Origin of the sequence: Enterobacter sp. CP102 (assembly GCF_025152625.1) — a bacterium.
Lineage (GTDB): Bacteria > Pseudomonadota > Gammaproteobacteria > Enterobacterales > Enterobacteriaceae > Enterobacter > Enterobacter soli.
Genome location: NZ_CP104014.1, coordinates 4030661 through 4048039, shown reverse-complemented (window position 1 = coordinate 4048039; position 17379 = coordinate 4030661). Strand labels below are relative to the sequence as shown.

The window sequence follows — 17379 nt, the reverse complement described above, 5'->3', positions numbered from 1 at the left end:
TTCCTTGTTGTGAAGCAGTATTAGCGCTGATCTAATTAAAAATAATTGTCGATTCTAACAGAATCTTCCACACCAAAAGGTTGGCGTTACGTGCCATCCGGCTGTAATTTGCATCAATCTATCATATAGCCTTATAAACAGCCTTGAAATTAATGATTTCAACACTATTGCTACAAGGGTATGACTCATGCAAAAACCAGATAAGTTGCCAGTGACTTTCGCCAAAAACGATGTAGAAATTATTGCACGAGAAACGCTATATAGCGGTTTTTTTTCAATGGATCTTTACCGTTTCCGGCATCGCCTGTTTAACGGGCAGATGAGCGGCGAGATCAGGCGTGAAATTTTTGAGCGCGGTCACGCGGCAGTCTTGCTACCCTTTGACCCAGTGCGTGATGAAGTTGTACTGATTGAGCAGATCCGAATTGCGGCATATGACGTTAGCCCAAGCCCGTGGTTGCTGGAGATGGTCGCCGGGATGATAGAAGAGGGCGAGACGGTTGAAGATGTCGCCCGCCGCGAAGCGCAGGAAGAAGCAGGGCTGGTGGTTGGTCGCACTAAACCGGTGCTCAGCTACCTGGCAAGCCCTGGCGGCACCAGCGAGCGCTTGTCTATTATGGTCGGCGAAGTGGACGCCACGACGGCTGAAGGTATTCACGGTCTGGCAGATGAAAACGAAGATATTCGGGTTCATGTGGTGAGTCGGGAGCAGGCTTACCAGTGGGTAGAAGAGGGTTCAATCGACAACGCAGCGTCTGTCATCGCCCTGCAATGGCTGCAACTGCATTATCAGACATTACGAAACGAGTGGAAAAAATGAAGCGTTATACACCTGACTTCCCAGAAATGATGCGCTTGTGCGAAACCAATTTTGCACAATTGCGCCGCCTGTTGCCGCGAAACGACGCACCCGGCGAAACGGTGAGCTATCAGGTGAGCAACGCGCAGTATCGGTTAACGATTACAGAATCAACGCGCTACACTACGCTTGTGGAAATCGAGCAAACGGCCCCCAGCATCAGCTACTGGAGCCTGCCGTCAATGACAGTGCGCCTGTATCACGACGCGATGGTCGCTGAAGTGTGTTCAAGCCAGCAGATCTTTCGCTTCAAGGCGCGGTATGATTATCCGAATAAAAAGTTGCATCAACGCGACGAAAAGCATCAAATTAACCAGTTTTTAGCTGACTGGCTAAGATATTGTTTAGCACATGGAGCAATGGCGATTCCGGTTTGTTAGCGTCATAAACCTACCTAAGGACACCATTTGGAAAGCCTGTTGAACCTGACTGTTGCTGGTGGGGCGCCAGTCAGGATATTACAAATTACCGATACTCACCTGTTTGCCGAAAAGCATGAGACTCTGCTGGGAGTGAACACCTGGGAGAGTTATCAGGCAGTACTTGGCGCGATTCACGCGGAAAACCGTCCTTGCGATTTAATTGTCGCGACAGGCGATCTGGCGCAGGATCAATCCTCCGCGGCCTATCAGCATTTTGCTGAGGGTATCGCGAGCTTTAACGTGCCTTGCGTCTGGTTGCCGGGCAACCATGACTTCCAGCCCGCTATGTACAGCGCGCTTCAGGAGGCAGGTATCTCTCCGGCCAAAACCGTTATCGTGGGTGATCAGTGGCAAATCCTGCTGCTCGACAGCCAGGTATTTGGCGTGCCGCACGGCGAGCTAAGCGAGTTTCAGCTCGACTGGCTGGAGACAAAACTCGCCGCCGAGCCAGAACGCCATACGTTACTGTTGCTCCATCATCATCCGTTACCGGCGGGCTGTAGCTGGCTTGATCAGCACAGCTTACGCAACTCTGCGGCGCTGGACCGCGTTCTGGTCAAATTCCCACGGGTGAGAAATCTGCTTTGCGGACACATTCATCAGGAACAGGATCTCGACTGGAACGGCCGCCGGATGCTGGCAACCCCGTCTACCTGCGTGCAGTTTAAACCGCATTGCGCCAACTTTACCCTGGATACCATAGCCCCGGGCTGGCGCTGGCTGGAACTCCACGCTGATGGCGTGCTGACCACTGAAGTGTGCCGTCTGTCAGGGTTAAAATTCCGTCCAGATACCGCTTCAGAAGGCTATTGATGTCTACGCTCCTTTACCTGCATGGGTTTAACAGTTCGCCGCGTTCCGCAAAAGCGACACAGTTTCGCGCGTGGCTGAGCGAGCATCATCCGCATGTTGAGATGATTATCCCGCAGCTGCCGCCATACCCGGCTGACGCCGCAGAAATGCTGGAATCTATTGTGCTGGAGCACGGCGGAGAATCCCTGGGTGTTGTCGGCTCCTCCCTGGGCGGTTATTACGCCACCTGGCTATCGCAATGCTTCATGCTGCCAGCGGTAGTGGTCAACCCGGCGGTGCGGCCATTTGAGCTGTTACGGGACTTTCTTGGTCAAAACGAGAACCCCTACACCGGACAGCAATATGTGCTAGAGTCACGCCATATTTACGATCTCAAAGTTATGCAGGTAGACCCGCTTGAAGCGCCCGATCTTATCTGGCTGCTGCAACAGACGGGTGATGAAGTGCTGGATTACCGCCAGGCAGTGGCGTATTACGCATCCTGCCGCCAGACTATAGAAGAGGGCGGAAACCATGCTTTCACGGGCTTTGAAGATCATTTCACCCAGATTGTCGATTTTCTTGGACTGCACAGCCACTGACAATCAATGCGAATTGCTAGTTTAAATCATGACGCAAACCTATAACGCTGATGCCATTGAGGTACTCACCGGGCTTGAGCCGGTTCGCCGCCGCCCGGGGATGTACACCGATACGACGCGCCCAAACCACCTGGGCCAGGAAGTTATTGATAACAGTGTGGACGAAGCGCTGGCAGGCCATGCCAAACGCGTAGACGTGATCCTGCACGCCGATCAGTCGCTGGAAGTGATTGATGACGGTCGCGGGATGCCGGTCGATATCCACCCGGAAGAGGGTGTCCCTGCTGTTGAACTGATCCTCTGTCGTCTGCACGCGGGCGGTAAGTTCTCTAACAAGAACTACCAGTTCTCGGGCGGCTTGCACGGCGTGGGGATCTCCGTGGTTAACGCCCTGTCTAAGCGCGTGGAAGTGAACGTTCGCCGTGACGGTCAGGTGTACAACATCGCGTTCGAAAATGGCGAGAAGGTGCAGGAACTCCAGGTTGTTGGCACATGCGGTAAACGCAATACCGGCACCAGCGTCCACTTCTGGCCAGACGAAAGCTTCTTCGACAGCCCACGTTTTTCCGTTTCTCGCCTGACGCACCTGCTGAAAGCCAAAGCGGTACTGTGTCCGGGCGTGGAAATCACCTTTAAAGACCACGTTAACAATACCGAGCAAACCTGGTGCTACGCCGATGGTCTGAACGACTATCTGTGCGAAGCGGTAAACGGCCTGCCTACGCTGCCGGAAAAACCGTTTGTCGGTAATTTTAACGGTGACACCGAAGCGGTGGACTGGGCGCTGCTGTGGCTGCCGGAAGGCGGCGAGCTGCTGACGGAAAGCTACGTCAACCTGATCCCAACCATGCTTGGCGGTACGCACGTAAACGGCCTGCGTCAGGGCTTGCTGGACGCGATGCGTGAGTTCTGCGAATACCGCAACATTCTGCCGCGTGGCGTGAAGCTGTCGGCCGAAGATATCTGGGATCGCTGCGCATACGTACTTTCCGTGAAGATGCAAGATCCGCAGTTTGCCGGTCAGACCAAAGAACGTCTGTCATCGCGCCAGTGCGCGGCCTTCGTTTCTGGCGTGGTCAAAGATGCCTTTACCCTGTGGCTAAACCAGAACGTTCAGTCGGCAGAGATGCTGGCTGAAATGGCCATTTCCAGCGCGCAGCGTCGTCTGCGTGCGGCGAAGAAAGTGGTGCGTAAAAAGCTGACCAGCGGCCCTGCGCTGCCGGGCAAACTGGCAGACTGCACCGCACAGGATCTCAACCGTACCGAACTGTTCCTGGTGGAAGGGGACTCGGCAGGTGGATCCGCCAAGCAGGCGCGCGATCGTGAATATCAGGCGATCATGCCGCTCAAAGGTAAGATCCTGAATACCTGGGAAGTCTCTTCTGATGAAGTGCTGGCGTCCCAGGAAGTTCACGACATCTCTGTCGCGATCGGCATCGATCCTGACAGCGACGATCTGAGCCAGCTGCGCTACGGTAAGATCTGTATCCTCGCGGATGCGGACTCCGATGGTCTGCACATTGCTACGCTCCTCTGCGCGCTGTTTGTGAAGCATTTCAGAACGCTGGTGAAAAACGGTCACGTCCACGTGGCGCTCCCGCCGCTGTACCGTATCGACCTCGGCAAAGAAGTGTATTACGCGCTGACGGAAGAAGAGAAAGCGGGCGTGCTGGAACAGCTTAAGCGCAAGAAGGGCAAACCAAACGTTCAGCGCTTTAAAGGGCTGGGCGAGATGAACCCGATGCAGCTGCGTGAAACTACGCTTGATCCGAACACGCGCCGTCTGGTGCAGCTGACGATAAGCGATGAAGACGAGCAGCAAACAAACGCCATGATGGATATGCTCCTTGCCAAGAAGCGTTCGGAAGACCGACGCAACTGGCTACAGGAGAAAGGCGATATGGCGGATATTGAAGCCTGATGAAAAAGCCCTGCGATGCAGGGCTTTTTTTTGCCCGGTGGCGCTACGCTTACCGGGCCTACGGTAGGCCGGTGCAAGCGAAGCGCCGCCCGGCATAGACATCAAAACTCCATCTTCACCGTAAACTGCACTTCGCGCGGATCGCCAATCTGGTTGCCCAGGTTGTTGGTCGCGATAGATGAGGTGTAGTAGGTCTTATCAAACAGGTTCTTCACGTTTACCTGCAACGTCACCGGGTATTGCAGCTTCATCTTATACGCCGCAAACGCATCCGCAACGACATAGCCCGGCAGATAGTAATCCGCGCCGTTGGTGGCTGAACGACGGCTCACGCCGTGCCCACCGCCGCCAATCGTCAGGGTATTCCCGCCAATCACGTTATGAATGTCGTAAGTCAGGAACAGCGAGCCGGTGTGACGTGGCACGTTCGGCAGCGGTTTACCTGCGTAGTCAGGATCTTCCAGCACTTTGGCATCGGTATAACCGTAGCTGGCGATGATGTTGGTGTTCTCGGTAAGCGATCCGGCGAGATCCACTTCCACACCCTGCGAGCGCACGCGGCCCGCGGTTTTGGCGATGGTTTCATCACCCACGCTTTCGGTATACAGCACGTTGCGCTTATGAATATCAAACAGCGCGATATTGGCAGTAATACCGTTGAACAGGTCAAACTTTGCACCCACTTCGTAGGCATTTGACGTTTCTGGCGGCAGGTCGCCGATATAGCTCGCAATAGAGGATTGCGGCATAAAGGTCTGGGAATAGTTGGCAAACAGCGACACGTTCGGCGTCAGCTTGTAGACCAGGCCCAGCTTCGGCGTCCACTGATCGTCGCTGCTGTCGGTGTTAACGTTAAACGGACGGCCTTTACCCGCATACTGGGTGTAGTACTGGTAGCGCAACCCGGCAACGGCGATCCATTTATCGGTCAGATACAACGCGTCCTGCGCGTAGGCGGAGTAACTCTCCTGCTTGATCGTCTGGTCGCTATCGGATGCCGAAACGGTCGTACATTTGCCGAGATTGCCGTAGGTCGGGTTATAGATATTGAAATCTTTCACGTTTTTACAGCGGATCATATCCGTGCGCAGCAGATCGTAATTCTCATAGGAGATGCCGGTCAGGATCTCGTTGTAGAAGCCGGCGATATCCACATTCCCCTGCAAATCGGCACGGGTGGTGTGCATTCGCTGCGTCGAGCCTTGCGTTGCATCCACGCGGCGGGTCAGGTTGCCGGTAGCGGAGTCATAAGCCATCACGCGCGCCTGGTTGTCGCTGTATTTATCCTGGCTGTAGCTGTAGTCGAACTTTGCTGTCCACTGGCTGTTCAGGCGGTATTCGGCGTTGAGCTGTGCCAGATCGGACTGGCCATCGGTGATGTTAAACGGCTCGTCGAAGCGCGTTTTTCGATCAACCTTTACCGCCTGTTTGGTATTGAGATCGAAGATCGTTCCACGGTCGAACGGTGTCTTATAGTCGCGATGGGAATAGAGCACCGTGACGGTGGCATCATCGCCAAACCAGGTCAGCGATGGGGCGATAAAGGTGCTGCGTTCCGTTCCGAAGTTACGCCAGTAATCCTCGTCCTGATATTCACCCGTCAGGCGCCAGGCCAGACGCGTCCCTTCAATCGGGCCGGTAACATCAAACTGTCCGGTCCCGCCGCCAAAGCTGGAAGAGGTGGCGGAAATTGAGCCGCCGAACGTCGTTTCCGGGTGTTTGGTGACCACGTTAATCAGGCCGCCAGGATCGAGGATGCCGTACAGGGTTGAGGCCGGGCCTTTCAGCACTTCCACGCGCTCGGTTGATGCGTTAAAGCTGCGCGGCAGTACGGTGCGCAGGCCGTTGGTCATGATCGAGCCGTCGCGGTTGGCGCCAAAGCCACGGCGTACAAACGCGTCCTGGGTGCCGCCCAGAGTGTTGGTCTGCACAACGTTACTGACGTTATACAGCGCTTCGTCGAGCGTGGTGGCGTGCTGATCTTCCAGCACCTTATCGCTGACGGTATTCACCACCTGCGGGATGTCCAGCATTGGCATGTTGGTCAGCGTGGCGGTGGAGGTGTTCAGCGGCTGATAGCCGTTTGTGGCATCGGCGGTGGCATTTGGATCGGCGGTCACGGTCAGCGTTTCGCCATCTTTAGCCGCTGGGGTATCAGCGGCCTGCACCAGTGGTGTGATGAATAACAGTGAAAAGAGCGCGCGCCCTTTTACCCCAGAGAGAGAAGGTGTGAACTTAGCCATTACATCTGTTTTCCCGAAATATCCCGCGCATGAATGTTCGCGGAAGAATGTGTGATTCATTGCCCTTAACGGTCTGTCCGTTCGCCTGTTCAGGCCTCGAACATGTAATTGAGAATCATTCAATCATGCAGGAATGTAGTAGTAAATGGAAAACAGAAAAAATCGACTACAAAAGAAAATGACCAGTGTGTATCCGGTTTTTTATTTATTAACAATTTGAAAATAAAACACTTAATAAGTTTTCTGTTAGCGTAGTAGTCCGTTATTACCCCTGGCTTTATCAGGGTGTTTATTCACTTGACTACTACATGGCGCAGCGGCAAACTTCCAAAAGAGAATGAGTTTTATTTTTATTTGTTTGTCATTTTATTAAGTTGGCGTTCACGTGGCTCATAACACGAAAAAGCAGGGGCTGGTGCTTGAAAACCTCTCTGCTGGCTATCAGAAAAAAATCATCGTTGATGATATTTCCCTGGCGATCCCTCAGCAGAAAATGACCGTCCTGGTTGGGGCGAACGGCTGCGGGAAATCCACCCTGCTCAGTACCATTGCGCGCCTGCTTCAGCCGCTTGGCGGCAGTGCGTTTCTGGACGGGAAAGCCATCCATGAACAGCCCACCAAAGCGGTTGCGCGCAGCCTGGGTATTCTTCCGCAATCGCCAATACTGCCGGAAGGGCTGACCGTATTCGAGCTGGTGTCGCGCGGGCGCTTTCCCTGGCAAAACTTTATGCGCCAGTGGAGCGATGAAGACGAGCTCGCGGTTGAAGAAGCCCTGCGTCTGACCGGCACCACGGAATTTGCTCACCTGCCAGTCGAAAGCCTGTCCGGCGGCCAGCGTCAGCGCTGCTGGATAGCCATGGCGCTGGCGCAGCAAACGCCGTATATCCTGCTGGATGAGCCAACGACGTATCTCGACCTTCGCTATCAGGTTGAGATCCTTGAACTGCTTCACACGCTGACCCGTCATCACGGGCGTACCGTTGTGGTGGTGCTCCATGATCTCAATTTCGCCGTTAACTATGGCGATTCGCTGGTCTTTCTGCGCCAGGGAAAAGTGCAGGGCGTGCTTCATGAAGGCGATACCTGTACGCCTGAACTGATCAAAGCGGTTTTTGACGTCGACGTACATATGTCGGTGAACCCACTGACCGGAAAGCCGTTCTTTATGCCTTTTCGTCAGGGAACCGCAAAGCCATGATGCGCACATCCCTGGCATTCATTCTTTTTGCGCTGCTGCTGGTAGCGGGTGGCATTGCCCATCTGGGGATCGGCGCGCGCTTTATCGCCCCGCAAACGGTGGTGCAGGCGTTTCTTCATTTCGAACCGCGCAATTTTGACCATAACGTCATCGTTAAGCTGCGGTTGCTGCGCCTTTTCGCCGCGCTGACCACCGGCGCGGCGCTTGGTGTGGCGGGCGTGTTGCTGCAATCCGTTATCCGCAACCCGCTGGGAGAACCGCATATTCTGGGGCTGAATGCCGGGGCGGCGCTGGCGGTGGTGTTAACCAGTGCTCTGGGGCTTAGCCTGCCATTTGGCCGTCCGCTGATTGCTGCGGCCGGTGCGGGTGCGCTGTTTCTGCTGGTGCTGATGTTTTCATCCGCCGGGCGCAGCGGGTTAACCCCTATGAAGGTGACCCTGTGCGGCGTGGCGTTGTCGGCATTCGCATCGTCTATTACTGCCGCCGTGCTGATCCTGGATGAACAGACCCTGCTTGCTATGCGTACCTGGCTGGCGGGGGATTTGGCCGGGTTAAACGGCGAGATAGTCCGCACTGCCTCCTGGGTGGCCGGCGCAGGTTTTGCGCTGGCGCTGTGGCTGTCGCCATCGTTGAATATGCTGGCACTGGGTGACCGTATGGCGCAGGGCTTAGGCGTTTCGCTGCTGAAAACCCGACTGTTTGCGCTGCTGGCGATTGCGTTGTTGTGCGGTGCTGCCGTTTCCATTGCCGGGCCCATTGGGTTTATCGGCCTGGTGGTGCCACAGCTTATTCGCCGTCTGGTGTCGGTAGATATACGCGTGATGGTGCCGCTTTCTGCCCTGTGCGGTGCGCTGTTATTACTGATTGCCGATCTCGCCGCCCGCACGCTATTCACCCCTTATGAGCTGGCCACCGGCGTTATGACGGCGCTGGTTGGCGCGCCGGTCTTTATCGTTATGGCCTCGAGGATGTTCAAATGAGGCGGGTGGTTTTGCGAGCCGGGCTGCGGCCGTTACGCATCGGAGCATATTCAGCGCTCGTGCGTCCTCGCGCGCTGGCGTGCCTGGCGCTGTTCCTGCTGATGACGGTGCTGCTGCTCAGTTTTGGCCTGACGCACGGTTCACTGCCTATTCCCACTTCTGCTATCGGTCGTGCGCTGTTTTACCCTGAAAGCCTGCCCGCGGATGCACGTTACATCGTGATGGATATTCGTCTGCCACGCCTGCTGATGGCCGTGCTGTGTGGCGCCATGCTGGGGATGGCGGGGGCGGCCATGCAGTCTATAACCCGTAATGGCCTGGCCGACCCGGGGCTGATTGGCGTGAAAGAGGGCTGTAGTGCCACGGTGCTGCTGCTGATTTTTCAGTTCCCGACGCTGAGCCTGTTCTGGCGCCCGGCAGTGGGGATGCTAGGCGGGCTGCTGACGGCATTACTGGTGGTGGTGCTGGCGCGTGATATTTCGCGGCCACGTTTTATTCTGACCGGTATTGGCGTCTCCTGGGCTTTTGCGGCGGCAATGGGCGTCTTTATGACCACAGCTGACGTGCGAGATGTGCAGACCGCGATGCTGTGGCTGGCGGGGAGCCTGCACACGGCAGACTGGGCGCTGGTGGGCGTGGCGGCAGGGTGGGCCGTGCCTGCATGTGCCTTACTGCTTATAACCGCCCGTGCGGCCGACGTGGCCCTGCTCGGCAATCAGGCCGCCACCGGGCTGGGCGTGCGTACGTCACGGCTGGCGCTGTTGCGCCTTCTCGCTCCGGTGGTGCTGACCGCGGCCTGTGTCTCCTGCGTGGGAAGTATTGGGTTTGTCGGATTAATTGCCCCGCATATGGCTCGCGCCTTGTTACGCGGCGGGCAAACTGCATTGTTGCTGGGGAGCGCGGTGCTGGGCGCACTGCTGGTGCTGATGGCAGATAACGTTGGCCGTCTGGCATTTTTGCCGCTGCAACTCCCCGCAGGCATAGTGATTTCTTTGATAGGCGGGCCGTTTTTCCTGTTGCTGCTGTGGCAGCGGCGGGACAGATTTTAATGGGGATACTGATGCGTTTTCTTTTTTCGATGTTGTTGCTGGTCGGGTTTTCGGTGAGTGCGGCAGAGCCGACTCAGGTGTTCAAGGACGATCTGGGGCGCAAGGTTACCGTGCCCGTTCATCCTCAACGGATTGTTTCGCTGCACGATCTGGATATCACCATCCCCTTAATTGAACTTGGCGTGCCCCCCGTTGCCAGCCATGGTCGCACGCGACCGGACGGCAGCCATTTTATTCGCTCCAGTGGGATGTTAACGGGCGTTGATTTTGACAACTCCTCCATCCGGTTTATCGGCACCGCGGATATCGATATCGAAGCCATTGCGGCCGCAAAACCGGATCTCATCATCACCGAACCGACCCGCAACACGCCGGTCGAACAGCTGGAAAAAATCGCCCCCACGGTGAGCATCGATCACCTCGACGGCGGTGCGCCGGAGATTTACCGCAAGCTGGCACAACTGACGGGAACGCAGGCGCAGCTGAAGATCCTTGAGCGTCGCTATCAGGAGCAAATCAAGGCGCTGAAAGCGACCATTGATACCCGCAAGGTCACGGTGTCAGTGATTCAGGCTAATCAGGGCAAAATCACCGCCATGCACAGCTATCACTCCCTGGGACGCGTGCTGCGCGATGCCGGGTTCACCTTCCCGCCGCTTATCGAGAGCATCCCGGATGGCGGGCGTATTGACGTCAGCGCCGAGCGTCTGCCAGAGCTGGACGCCGATTTTGTCTTTGCTACCTGGCGTGGCGATACGGGCGGAAAACCGCAAGATGAGCTGGCGGCGATGGATGTGGTGATGCCTGGCTGGTGCCAGTTCCTGAATTCCTGTCGTACCGGGCATTACATCCTGATTTCCCGTGAAGAGGCAATTTCAAACTCATTCGCTTCACTGGGGCTGATGGCCGCGCAGGTGCAGTCTCAGATAGCGGGGCGACCGCTGCCGGAGGCCTCCCGGTGATCAGAAAAGACAAAGCGCGGGTGGATGTGTACGGCGAACGTTTTCGATCCCGCGGGCATCAGCTGACGCCGCGCCTGCTGCTGGTGGCGCGGTATATCAATGAGAACCGTGAAGCGGTAATGGAGCAGACGGCAATGGAGATCGCCACGCTGCTAAAAACCTCCGATGCGACCGTGGTCCGCGCCATTCAGGCGCTGGGCTTTGCCGGGTTGCGCGATTTGAAACAGACGCTGGAGCAGTGGTTCGGCCCGGTGGTGAGCTCCAGCGAAAAGATGTCCACCACGGTGAATACCCTCACCAGCGATGTGAACGCGAGCATCGATTTTGTGCTCGAAGGGCATCAGCACACCTGCGATGTGTTGTCTGAGCCGGGTAACCGCTACGCGATGGCGCAGGCGGTATCGCTGCTGGCACAGGCGCGGCAGGTCGCTATTTTTGGCATTGGCGCATCCGGTATTCTGGCCGAATACACCGCCCGGCTGTTCAGTCGTATTGGTCTGCCCGCCACACCGCTTAACCGCACCGGCATTGGCCTGGCCGAGCAGCTGATTGCGCTTCAGCGGGGTGACGTGCTGGTGATGATGGCGCAGAAGTCTGCCCATAGGGAAGGGCAAACGACCCTGCGTGAAGCCCGGCGTCTGGGCATTCCCACTATCCTGCTGACTAACGCGCTGGAGTCGCGCTTCAGCAAAGAGGCAAGCGTGGTTATCCACGTGCCGCGCGGCGGTGAGAAAGGCAAAATCCCGCTGCATGGCACCGTGCTGTTGTGTCTGGAGATGATTATTTTGTCCGTGGCATCCACCGAGCCGCAGCGCACCATTAAGTCGATGAAGCGCATCAACGATTTTCATCGCGGCTTAAAGCCGGGGAAGAAGAGCAGCTGATAGGTACGGTTTTGTTGTTTTGTAGGCCGGGTAAGGCGTAGCCGCCACCCGGCAATAACCCCGCTCAGCGGTCAGCATGGTTCTTGCGGTACTGCAACGGCGTCTCGCCAATCCCTTTCCTGAATGCACTGATAAACCAGGTCACGTCGGAAAACCCCACCTGTTCGGCTATTTCACGCACGCTGACATCCGTGTGCAGCAGGCACTCGCACGCCTTCCGCAGCCTGATGGTGTTCAGGTAGTCGTGGATCTTCTCGCCCGTTTCGGCATGGAATTTTCGCGACACATAGCTGCGTGATTTCCCCAGCTCTTCAGCCAGCGCATCCAGCCTGAATTTCTCCCGATAATGTTCATCGAGCCAGAACATCACCTGGCTTGCGATCCCGTGGCTGCTGCCGGGCGCGCCGTCATCGTCACCGGGTAACATGGCAAACAGGCTAATCAGCAGGCTGGCGATATTTTCGCTGTTCAGGGGCTGAACGCTGGCGCGCTTTGCATAGCACCCCAGCAGGTGATCAATGTGCGCGTGGCTGGCAGAAACATCCGCCACCCAGGCTTCCCCGCCACGGCGCGAGAGCTTTTGTAATCGTTGCAGGGTCTGCGGGAAATCACGCAGCACCTTCAGCACCGCATGGGGATCGAGATGAATAATAGTGCGCCGGTAAATGGCCTCTGCCTGCTCATCCACCATCACTTTATGCAGGGTAAAGGGCGGGAAGAAGAACAGTCGCCCGGGGCGCATGGTGTAGTGGCGGTTATCGACAATCGCCACGCCAAACCCTTCTTCCACATAGAGAATTTCCAGACACTGATGCCAGTGATGATAACGCACGGTATTGGCAAAGAGCCGGCTAAACGACGCAATGGCATCGTTTAAGGTGATTAGCTCCAGATGATCGGATTTTAGCGTGTCGCGCATAGTGCAATAAAACTCAACTTTTCCCCGTCTGATTGTCTTTATAAACCACCTTTTTAAATTTTCTCAACTGCGGGTTTATTCATCATTCTCTCCTGTGACATGGCTAACATTTCTGCCCCCTGAGGATTCACTATGCTTTGCCGCAGTTGATGACGAGGACAAGCCTATGTCTGCGGTAAATAAAGAAAAATCAAATCCATTGTCTTCCCGCCAGGATGTCGTGGCGGCGTTAAATACTCTGCTGGGTGCGCTGGATACGCAGTTTCCGGCAGGTCATTCGCGCTTTTCTCTTGGGGATACCTGTGCGCATTACGCCACGGATATTGCACAGATGGAGGGGCTTTCCCGCGCGTTGTGGGGGCTATTCCCGCTGATGGCATCCGGTGAAACCACCGCGTTTAGCGACAAATACATTGCGGCTATCAGGGCTGGCACCGATCCGCACAGCGAGGGCTACTGGGGGGAAACTACGCCTTACGATCAGCGTCTGGTCGAGATGGCGGCGTACGGGCTGGGGCTGTCGCTGTTGCAGGACACGCTCACGTCGCAGTTCACCGAGCGCGAGCTGATGAACCTGCACACCTGGCTGAACCAGATAACAGACGCACAGATGCCGGACAGCAACTGGAACTATTTTGCCATTATGGTTCAGCTTGGGTTTAAACGCGCCGGACTGCCGTACAACCAGCGCGCCATCGACGACCGCTTTGCGATGATGGAAGCCTACTATCTGGGTGATGGCTGGTATTCCGACGGCCCGGGCCGCCCGAAAGATTATTACATCTCAATGGCATTCCACTTCTACGGTCTGATTTACGCCACCCTGAGTGGTGATGAACCGAGGGCGACCATTCTGCGCGAACGCTCGCGTCTGTTTGCCGCGGACTTTATCTATATGTCTGCCGCTGATGGCGCGTCAGTGCCGTTTGGCCGCAGCCTGACCTACCGCTTTGCGATGGTTGCTTTCTGGAGCGCGGTAGCTTTTTCCGGGCTGGAGGTGTTCACGCCGGGTATCGTCAAAGGGATTATTCTGCGCCATCTGCGCTGGTGGCAACAGCAGCCCATTACCGATCGCGATGGCATTCTGACGCTTGGTTTTGCCTATCCCAACCTGGCGATGTGCGAAGACTACAACTCCCCTGGCTCGCCCTACTGGGCGCTGAAAACGTACCTGATTCTGGCCCTGCCAGAGGCTCACCCATTCTGGCAGGCCGAAGAGCAGCCGTTGCCTGCGCTTGCTGAAAAACAGGTGATCCCCCATGCCCAACAGATCCTGATGCACGCGGAGGCGTCACAGCATGTCACGTTGCTCACCGCCGGGCAGCTTGAGCTGAATAACTACGTCAATACCGAAGCCAAATACACCAAATTTGCCTACTCCAGCCGTTTTGGTTTCACCATTGAACGCGGGCGTTATGGCCTGAAACACGCGGCCTGTGACTCCATGTTGCTGTTGGCCGACGGGGATAACTACTTCCGCGGTCGCCGCGAGTGTGACGCAGTGCGGGTGGATGAAAATTACCTCTATTCACGCTGGTCGCCGTGGCATGACGTCCATATCGAAACCTGGCAGGTCCCGTTCGGGGAATGGCATTTGCGCCTGCACCGCATCAACAGCGCCCGCGTTCTGCAAACGGTGGAAGGGGGCTTTGCCGTGATGAAAACCGAACCCCAGCTCCGCGAGCACGGCTGTTACCTGGACGCGCAAAACGGTAGCAGCGCCATTGTGTGCCTGTCGCCAGAGCGGATGCGCCAGCCGGACAGCATCGTGACGCCGCCGAACAGCAGCATTATGTTCCCGGAGTGCGCCTCTGTCCCGCTGCTGAAAACCGATATCCCTCAAGGGGAGAGCTGGCTGTGCTGTGCCGTCATCGCCAGTGAAAAACAACAACACTACGCGGCAGTGCCGCAACTGAATATTACTCATCACCAGGTCGTGATCCGCGAACCTGGAGGCGAACGTCAGCTGTCGTTCACATTATAAAAACTCTGGCCCTACACGTCGGCGAGGATGATATGAAAAATACATCTACGAATAACAGAACCGAATATTACAAAATTAGCAGTTTTATTTTTCTCTACTTCTTTACCTGGTCGGCCAGTATTGGCCTGCTGGCAATCTGGCTCGGACAAAAAGCCAATCTCAGCGGTACGGTTATCGGGACGGTATTTGCGGTTAACGGTGTGTTCTCCGTTATTCTGAAACCCATCTATGGCTATATTCTCGATAAGATCGGCATGAGCAAATACTTGCTCTATTTTGTGGTGGCGATGTCTGCCCTGATGGCGCCGTTCTTTATTTATGTTTACCAGCCGCTGTTAATGTCCAACACCCTGCTGGGGATTATCCTCGGTGCGCTCTATTTAAGCTTTGCCTGGTATGCAGGTGTGGCGGCGTGCGAATCCTATTCTGATCGTTTCAGCCGCTTAAACGGTATGGAGTTTGGCCAGATTCGTATGTGGGGTTCGCTTGGCTGGGCGGTGGCGTCCTCTTTCTCTGGCCTGCTGTTTAACCTCTCTCCGGCCTATAACTTTATTATGGGCAGCGTGACCTCGGTCATTATGCTGGTGGTGTTGATTAGCCTGAAAGTGAACACTAACTCCGCTCATGCTGGCGAGGTGTTAACCAAAGAGAAAATCGCCCCGGCGGATGTCTATGCTTTGCTGCGTAACCGTAAATTCTGGGCCTTCTGCCTGTATGTGGCAGGCGTGGCGTGGATGATGTTTATCGCCGAGCAGCAATTCTCTCGCTATTTCGTCACCTTCTTCGATGATGTACATCAGGGTAACGCGGTGTTTGGCTATCTGGGTACGGTGCAGTCGGGGATGGAGTTCATCATGTATATGATGATCCCGCTGTTTGTGAATTTCATCGGTGCCAAGCGCGGGTTATTAATTGTCGGGCTGATTGTTGGCGCGCGACTGATTATTTCCGGCCTGTGTGATTCCCATTTATTAATTTCCGTCCTGAAGCCGCTCTACGGACTGGAAATCTGTCTGTTGCTGGTTTCGGTATTTAAATATATCGCCGAGCATTTCGATAAACGCGTCAATGCCACCATGTATTTACTGGGGTATCAGGCGATGCTGTATGTCGGCAATGTGGTGGTCTCTTCACCGGCGGGCTTACTGTATGACCGCATTGGTTTTGAGCAGACCTATATCATCATGGGCGCCACGGCGCTGACCTTTACCCTTATTTCTGCTTTTACATTATCTGCCTGCCAGTGCAAATGGCGCAGCGCACAGGCGCTGAAGGTTGCAGATCAACATCCCACTCGCTAATGAAGCCGTCAAAGAAGGAACCGAAATATGTTAAGTCGTATCACTGAAGAGCGCCTGCCCGCTATTCCTGCACCCGTTGATCCGCGTGCGTTTGGTGATGAACTGAGTTCGGCACGCCGTCATATCCTCGACCTGATCGGCCGTCACTTAACGGCGTTCGGTGAGCGCTTCCCGGCGGAAACCTGCCAGGAGGGGTTTTATCCGCTGACGGACAACGTGGAGTGGACCACCAGTTTCTGGACCGGGCAGCTTTGGCTGGCGTGGGAGATGAGCGGGGAGGAGAAATTCCGCGCGATGGCGGAAAAGCATGTGCGCTCATTTGGCCTGCGTATCGCCGGGCGTAACGACACCAACACCCACGATTTAGGCTTTTTGTATACGCTCTCCTGCGTGGCGGCATGGCGACTGACCGGCAACCGTGAAGCGCGTGGTTTCTCTCTGCTGGCGGCAGAAGCGCTGCTGGAGCGCTTCCACGAGAAGGCGAAAATTATCCAGGCGTGGGGCGATCTGGCCGACCCGGAACAGGCCGGGCGGATGATAATCGACTGTAACATGAACCTGCCGCTGCTCTACTGGGCAACCGAGCAGACGGGCGATCCCCGTTTTGCCAATGCGGCAAAAGCCCACGTGATGCAGGCGGCAACCTATCTTATCCGCGAAGATGCCTCGACGTTCCACACTTACTATATGGATGTGGTCACCGGCGCGCCGCGTTACGGCAACACTCAGCAGGGCTATGCCGATGACTCCTGCTGGTCGCGCGGGCAGGCGTGGGGGATTTATGGTTTTCTGCTGAGCTACATCTATACCGGTGATGAGACGATGATCGCCCTGTCCAAACGGCTGGCGAACTACTTCCTTAACCGCCTGCCGGAAGATTACGTCTGCCACTGGGATCTGGCGCTGGTGGGAACCGATGCGCTGCGCGACTCGTCATCGGCGGCCATTGCGGTGTGCGGGTTGCTGGAGCTGGTGAAGCATCTGCCGGTAACCGATCCCGACAGAGAACATTATCTGGCGTGGGCAAAAGGGATCATGTCATCGCTGACCCGGCACTACCTGATGGGCAAAGACGAGAAGGGCAACGGGCTGCTGAAGCACTCGGTCTATCATCTGGCGAGCAACAAAGGGGTGGATGAGTGCGCAAGCTGGGGGGATTACTTCTACGTTGAGGCGCTGGTGCGCTTTACCCAGAGCTGGAAGCTGTACTGGTAGCGGATAAAACAAAGCCCGGTGGCGCTAACGCTTACCGGGCCTGGGGTT

At 55.9% G+C, this 17379-nt stretch carries 15 protein-coding genes; 13 read left to right on the top strand and 2 right to left on the bottom strand.

Going from position 1 to position 17379, the window contains the following annotated elements; translation table 11 throughout:
* Nucleotides 1-187 precede the first annotated feature (187 nt).
* Genes nudF through parE form a run of 5 tightly spaced genes read left to right on the top strand, consistent with a single transcriptional unit; the run spans nucleotide 188 to nucleotide 4596 of the window.
* Nucleotides 188-820: an ADP-ribose diphosphatase gene (nudF, locus tag N1249_RS19070; RefSeq protein ID WP_259832045.1), complete on the top strand. Its 633-nt coding sequence runs from the start codon at nucleotides 188-190 to the stop codon at nucleotides 818-820.
* Nucleotides 817-1239 (top strand): DUF1249 family protein, encoded by a 423-nt coding sequence (locus tag N1249_RS19065; RefSeq protein WP_003862516.1) that lies wholly within the window; start codon nucleotides 817-819, stop codon nucleotides 1237-1239. The genes nudF and N1249_RS19065 overlap by 4 nt, the downstream gene beginning before the upstream one ends.
* Before the next feature lie 27 nt (nucleotides 1240-1266).
* On the top strand, nucleotides 1267-2094 hold the full coding sequence (cpdA, locus tag N1249_RS19060; RefSeq protein ID WP_259832044.1) for a 3',5'-cyclic-AMP phosphodiesterase: 828 nt from the start codon (nucleotides 1267-1269) through the stop codon (nucleotides 2092-2094).
* Nucleotides 2094-2675, top strand: a complete 582-nt coding sequence (gene yqiA / locus N1249_RS19055; RefSeq protein ID WP_259832043.1) for an esterase YqiA — start codon at nucleotides 2094-2096, stop codon at nucleotides 2673-2675. The genes cpdA and yqiA overlap by 1 nt, the downstream gene beginning before the upstream one ends.
* Nucleotides 2676-2703: 28 nt before the next feature.
* Entirely contained in the window at nucleotides 2704-4596 is a 1893-nt protein-coding gene (gene parE / locus N1249_RS19050) for a DNA topoisomerase IV subunit B (protein ID WP_259832042.1), read from the top strand.
* Between the two features lie 101 nt (nucleotides 4597-4697).
* Here parE and N1249_RS19045 read toward each other — a convergent pair whose 3' ends face one another.
* Entirely contained in the window at nucleotides 4698-6839 is a 2142-nt protein-coding gene (locus tag N1249_RS19045) for a TonB-dependent siderophore receptor (protein WP_259832041.1), read from the bottom strand.
* 385 nt (nucleotides 6840-7224) lie between these two features.
* Between N1249_RS19045 and N1249_RS19040 the strand changes: the two genes are divergently transcribed.
* Genes N1249_RS19040 through N1249_RS19020 form a run of 5 tightly spaced genes read left to right on the top strand, consistent with a single transcriptional unit; the run spans nucleotide 7225 to nucleotide 11912 of the window.
* Nucleotides 7225-8037, top strand: a complete 813-nt coding sequence (locus N1249_RS19040) for an ABC transporter ATP-binding protein (protein WP_259832040.1) — start codon at nucleotides 7225-7227, stop codon at nucleotides 8035-8037.
* Nucleotides 8034-9017, top strand: coding sequence for an iron ABC transporter permease (locus N1249_RS19035; RefSeq protein WP_259832039.1), 984 nt, complete (start codon nucleotides 8034-8036; stop codon nucleotides 9015-9017). The genes N1249_RS19040 and N1249_RS19035 overlap by 4 nt, the downstream gene beginning before the upstream one ends.
* Nucleotides 9014-10066, top strand: coding sequence for an iron ABC transporter permease (locus N1249_RS19030; protein ID WP_259832038.1), 1053 nt, complete (start codon nucleotides 9014-9016; stop codon nucleotides 10064-10066). Before N1249_RS19035 ends, N1249_RS19030 begins: the two co-directional genes overlap by 4 nt.
* A gap of 11 nt (nucleotides 10067-10077) precedes the next feature.
* Nucleotides 10078-11028, top strand: a complete 951-nt coding sequence (locus tag N1249_RS19025) for an iron-siderophore ABC transporter substrate-binding protein (RefSeq protein ID WP_259832037.1) — start codon at nucleotides 10078-10080, stop codon at nucleotides 11026-11028.
* On the top strand, nucleotides 11025-11912 hold the full coding sequence (locus tag N1249_RS19020) for a MurR/RpiR family transcriptional regulator (RefSeq protein ID WP_259832036.1): 888 nt from the start codon (nucleotides 11025-11027) through the stop codon (nucleotides 11910-11912). The genes N1249_RS19025 and N1249_RS19020 overlap by 4 nt, the downstream gene beginning before the upstream one ends.
* A 64-nt stretch (nucleotides 11913-11976) precedes the next feature.
* On the opposite strand, the gene N1249_RS19015 is transcribed toward N1249_RS19020, so the two are convergent.
* Nucleotides 11977-12831 carry an AraC family transcriptional regulator gene (locus N1249_RS19015; protein ID WP_259832035.1) on the bottom strand — a complete coding sequence of 285 codons (855 nt, stop codon included), beginning with the start codon at nucleotides 12829-12831 and terminating at the stop codon, nucleotides 11977-11979.
* Nucleotides 12832-12997: 166 nt separating this feature from the next.
* On the opposite strand from N1249_RS19015, the gene N1249_RS19010 reads away from it, so the two are divergent.
* From N1249_RS19010 to N1249_RS19000, 3 genes are read left to right on the top strand one after another with little or no spacing between them, the layout of a single operon-like run.
* On the top strand, nucleotides 12998-14815 hold the full coding sequence (locus tag N1249_RS19010) for a DUF2264 domain-containing protein (RefSeq protein WP_259832034.1): 1818 nt from the start codon (nucleotides 12998-13000) through the stop codon (nucleotides 14813-14815).
* A 32-nt stretch (nucleotides 14816-14847) separates the two neighbouring features.
* Nucleotides 14848-16116 (top strand): oligosaccharide MFS transporter, encoded by a 1269-nt coding sequence (locus tag N1249_RS19005; RefSeq protein ID WP_259832033.1) that lies wholly within the window; start codon nucleotides 14848-14850, stop codon nucleotides 16114-16116.
* A gap of 27 nt (nucleotides 16117-16143) precedes the next feature.
* Nucleotides 16144-17331: a glycoside hydrolase family 88 protein gene (locus N1249_RS19000; RefSeq protein ID WP_259832032.1), complete on the top strand. Its 1188-nt coding sequence runs from the start codon at nucleotides 16144-16146 to the stop codon at nucleotides 17329-17331.
* The last annotated feature ends 48 nt before the right edge of the window (nucleotides 17332-17379 follow it).

Coding starts and splice junctions, on each gene's coding strand:
- nudF (WP_259832045.1), top strand. CDS start 188: ATGCAAAAACCAGATAAGTTGCCAGTGACTTTCGCCAAAAACGATGTA.
- N1249_RS19065 (WP_003862516.1), top strand. CDS start 817: ATGAAGCGTTATACACCTGACTTCCCAGAAATGATGCGCTTGTGCGAA.
- yqiA (WP_259832043.1), top strand. CDS start 2,094: ATGTCTACGCTCCTTTACCTGCATGGGTTTAACAGTTCGCCGCGTTCC.
- parE (WP_259832042.1), top strand. CDS start 2,704: ATGACGCAAACCTATAACGCTGATGCCATTGAGGTACTCACCGGGCTT.
- N1249_RS19045 (WP_259832041.1), bottom strand. CDS start 6,839: ATGGCTAAGTTCACACCTTCTCTCTCTGGGGTAAAAGGGCGCGCGCTC.
- N1249_RS19035 (WP_259832039.1), top strand. CDS start 8,034: ATGATGCGCACATCCCTGGCATTCATTCTTTTTGCGCTGCTGCTGGTA.
- N1249_RS19030 (WP_259832038.1), top strand. CDS start 9,014: ATGAGGCGGGTGGTTTTGCGAGCCGGGCTGCGGCCGTTACGCATCGGA.
- N1249_RS19025 (WP_259832037.1), top strand. CDS start 10,078: ATGCGTTTTCTTTTTTCGATGTTGTTGCTGGTCGGGTTTTCGGTGAGT.
- N1249_RS19015 (WP_259832035.1), bottom strand. CDS start 12,831: ATGCGCGACACGCTAAAATCCGATCATCTGGAGCTAATCACCTTAAAC.
- N1249_RS19010 (WP_259832034.1), top strand. CDS start 12,998: ATGTCTGCGGTAAATAAAGAAAAATCAAATCCATTGTCTTCCCGCCAG.
- N1249_RS19005 (WP_259832033.1), top strand. CDS start 14,848: ATGAAAAATACATCTACGAATAACAGAACCGAATATTACAAAATTAGC.
- N1249_RS19000 (WP_259832032.1), top strand. CDS start 16,144: ATGTTAAGTCGTATCACTGAAGAGCGCCTGCCCGCTATTCCTGCACCC.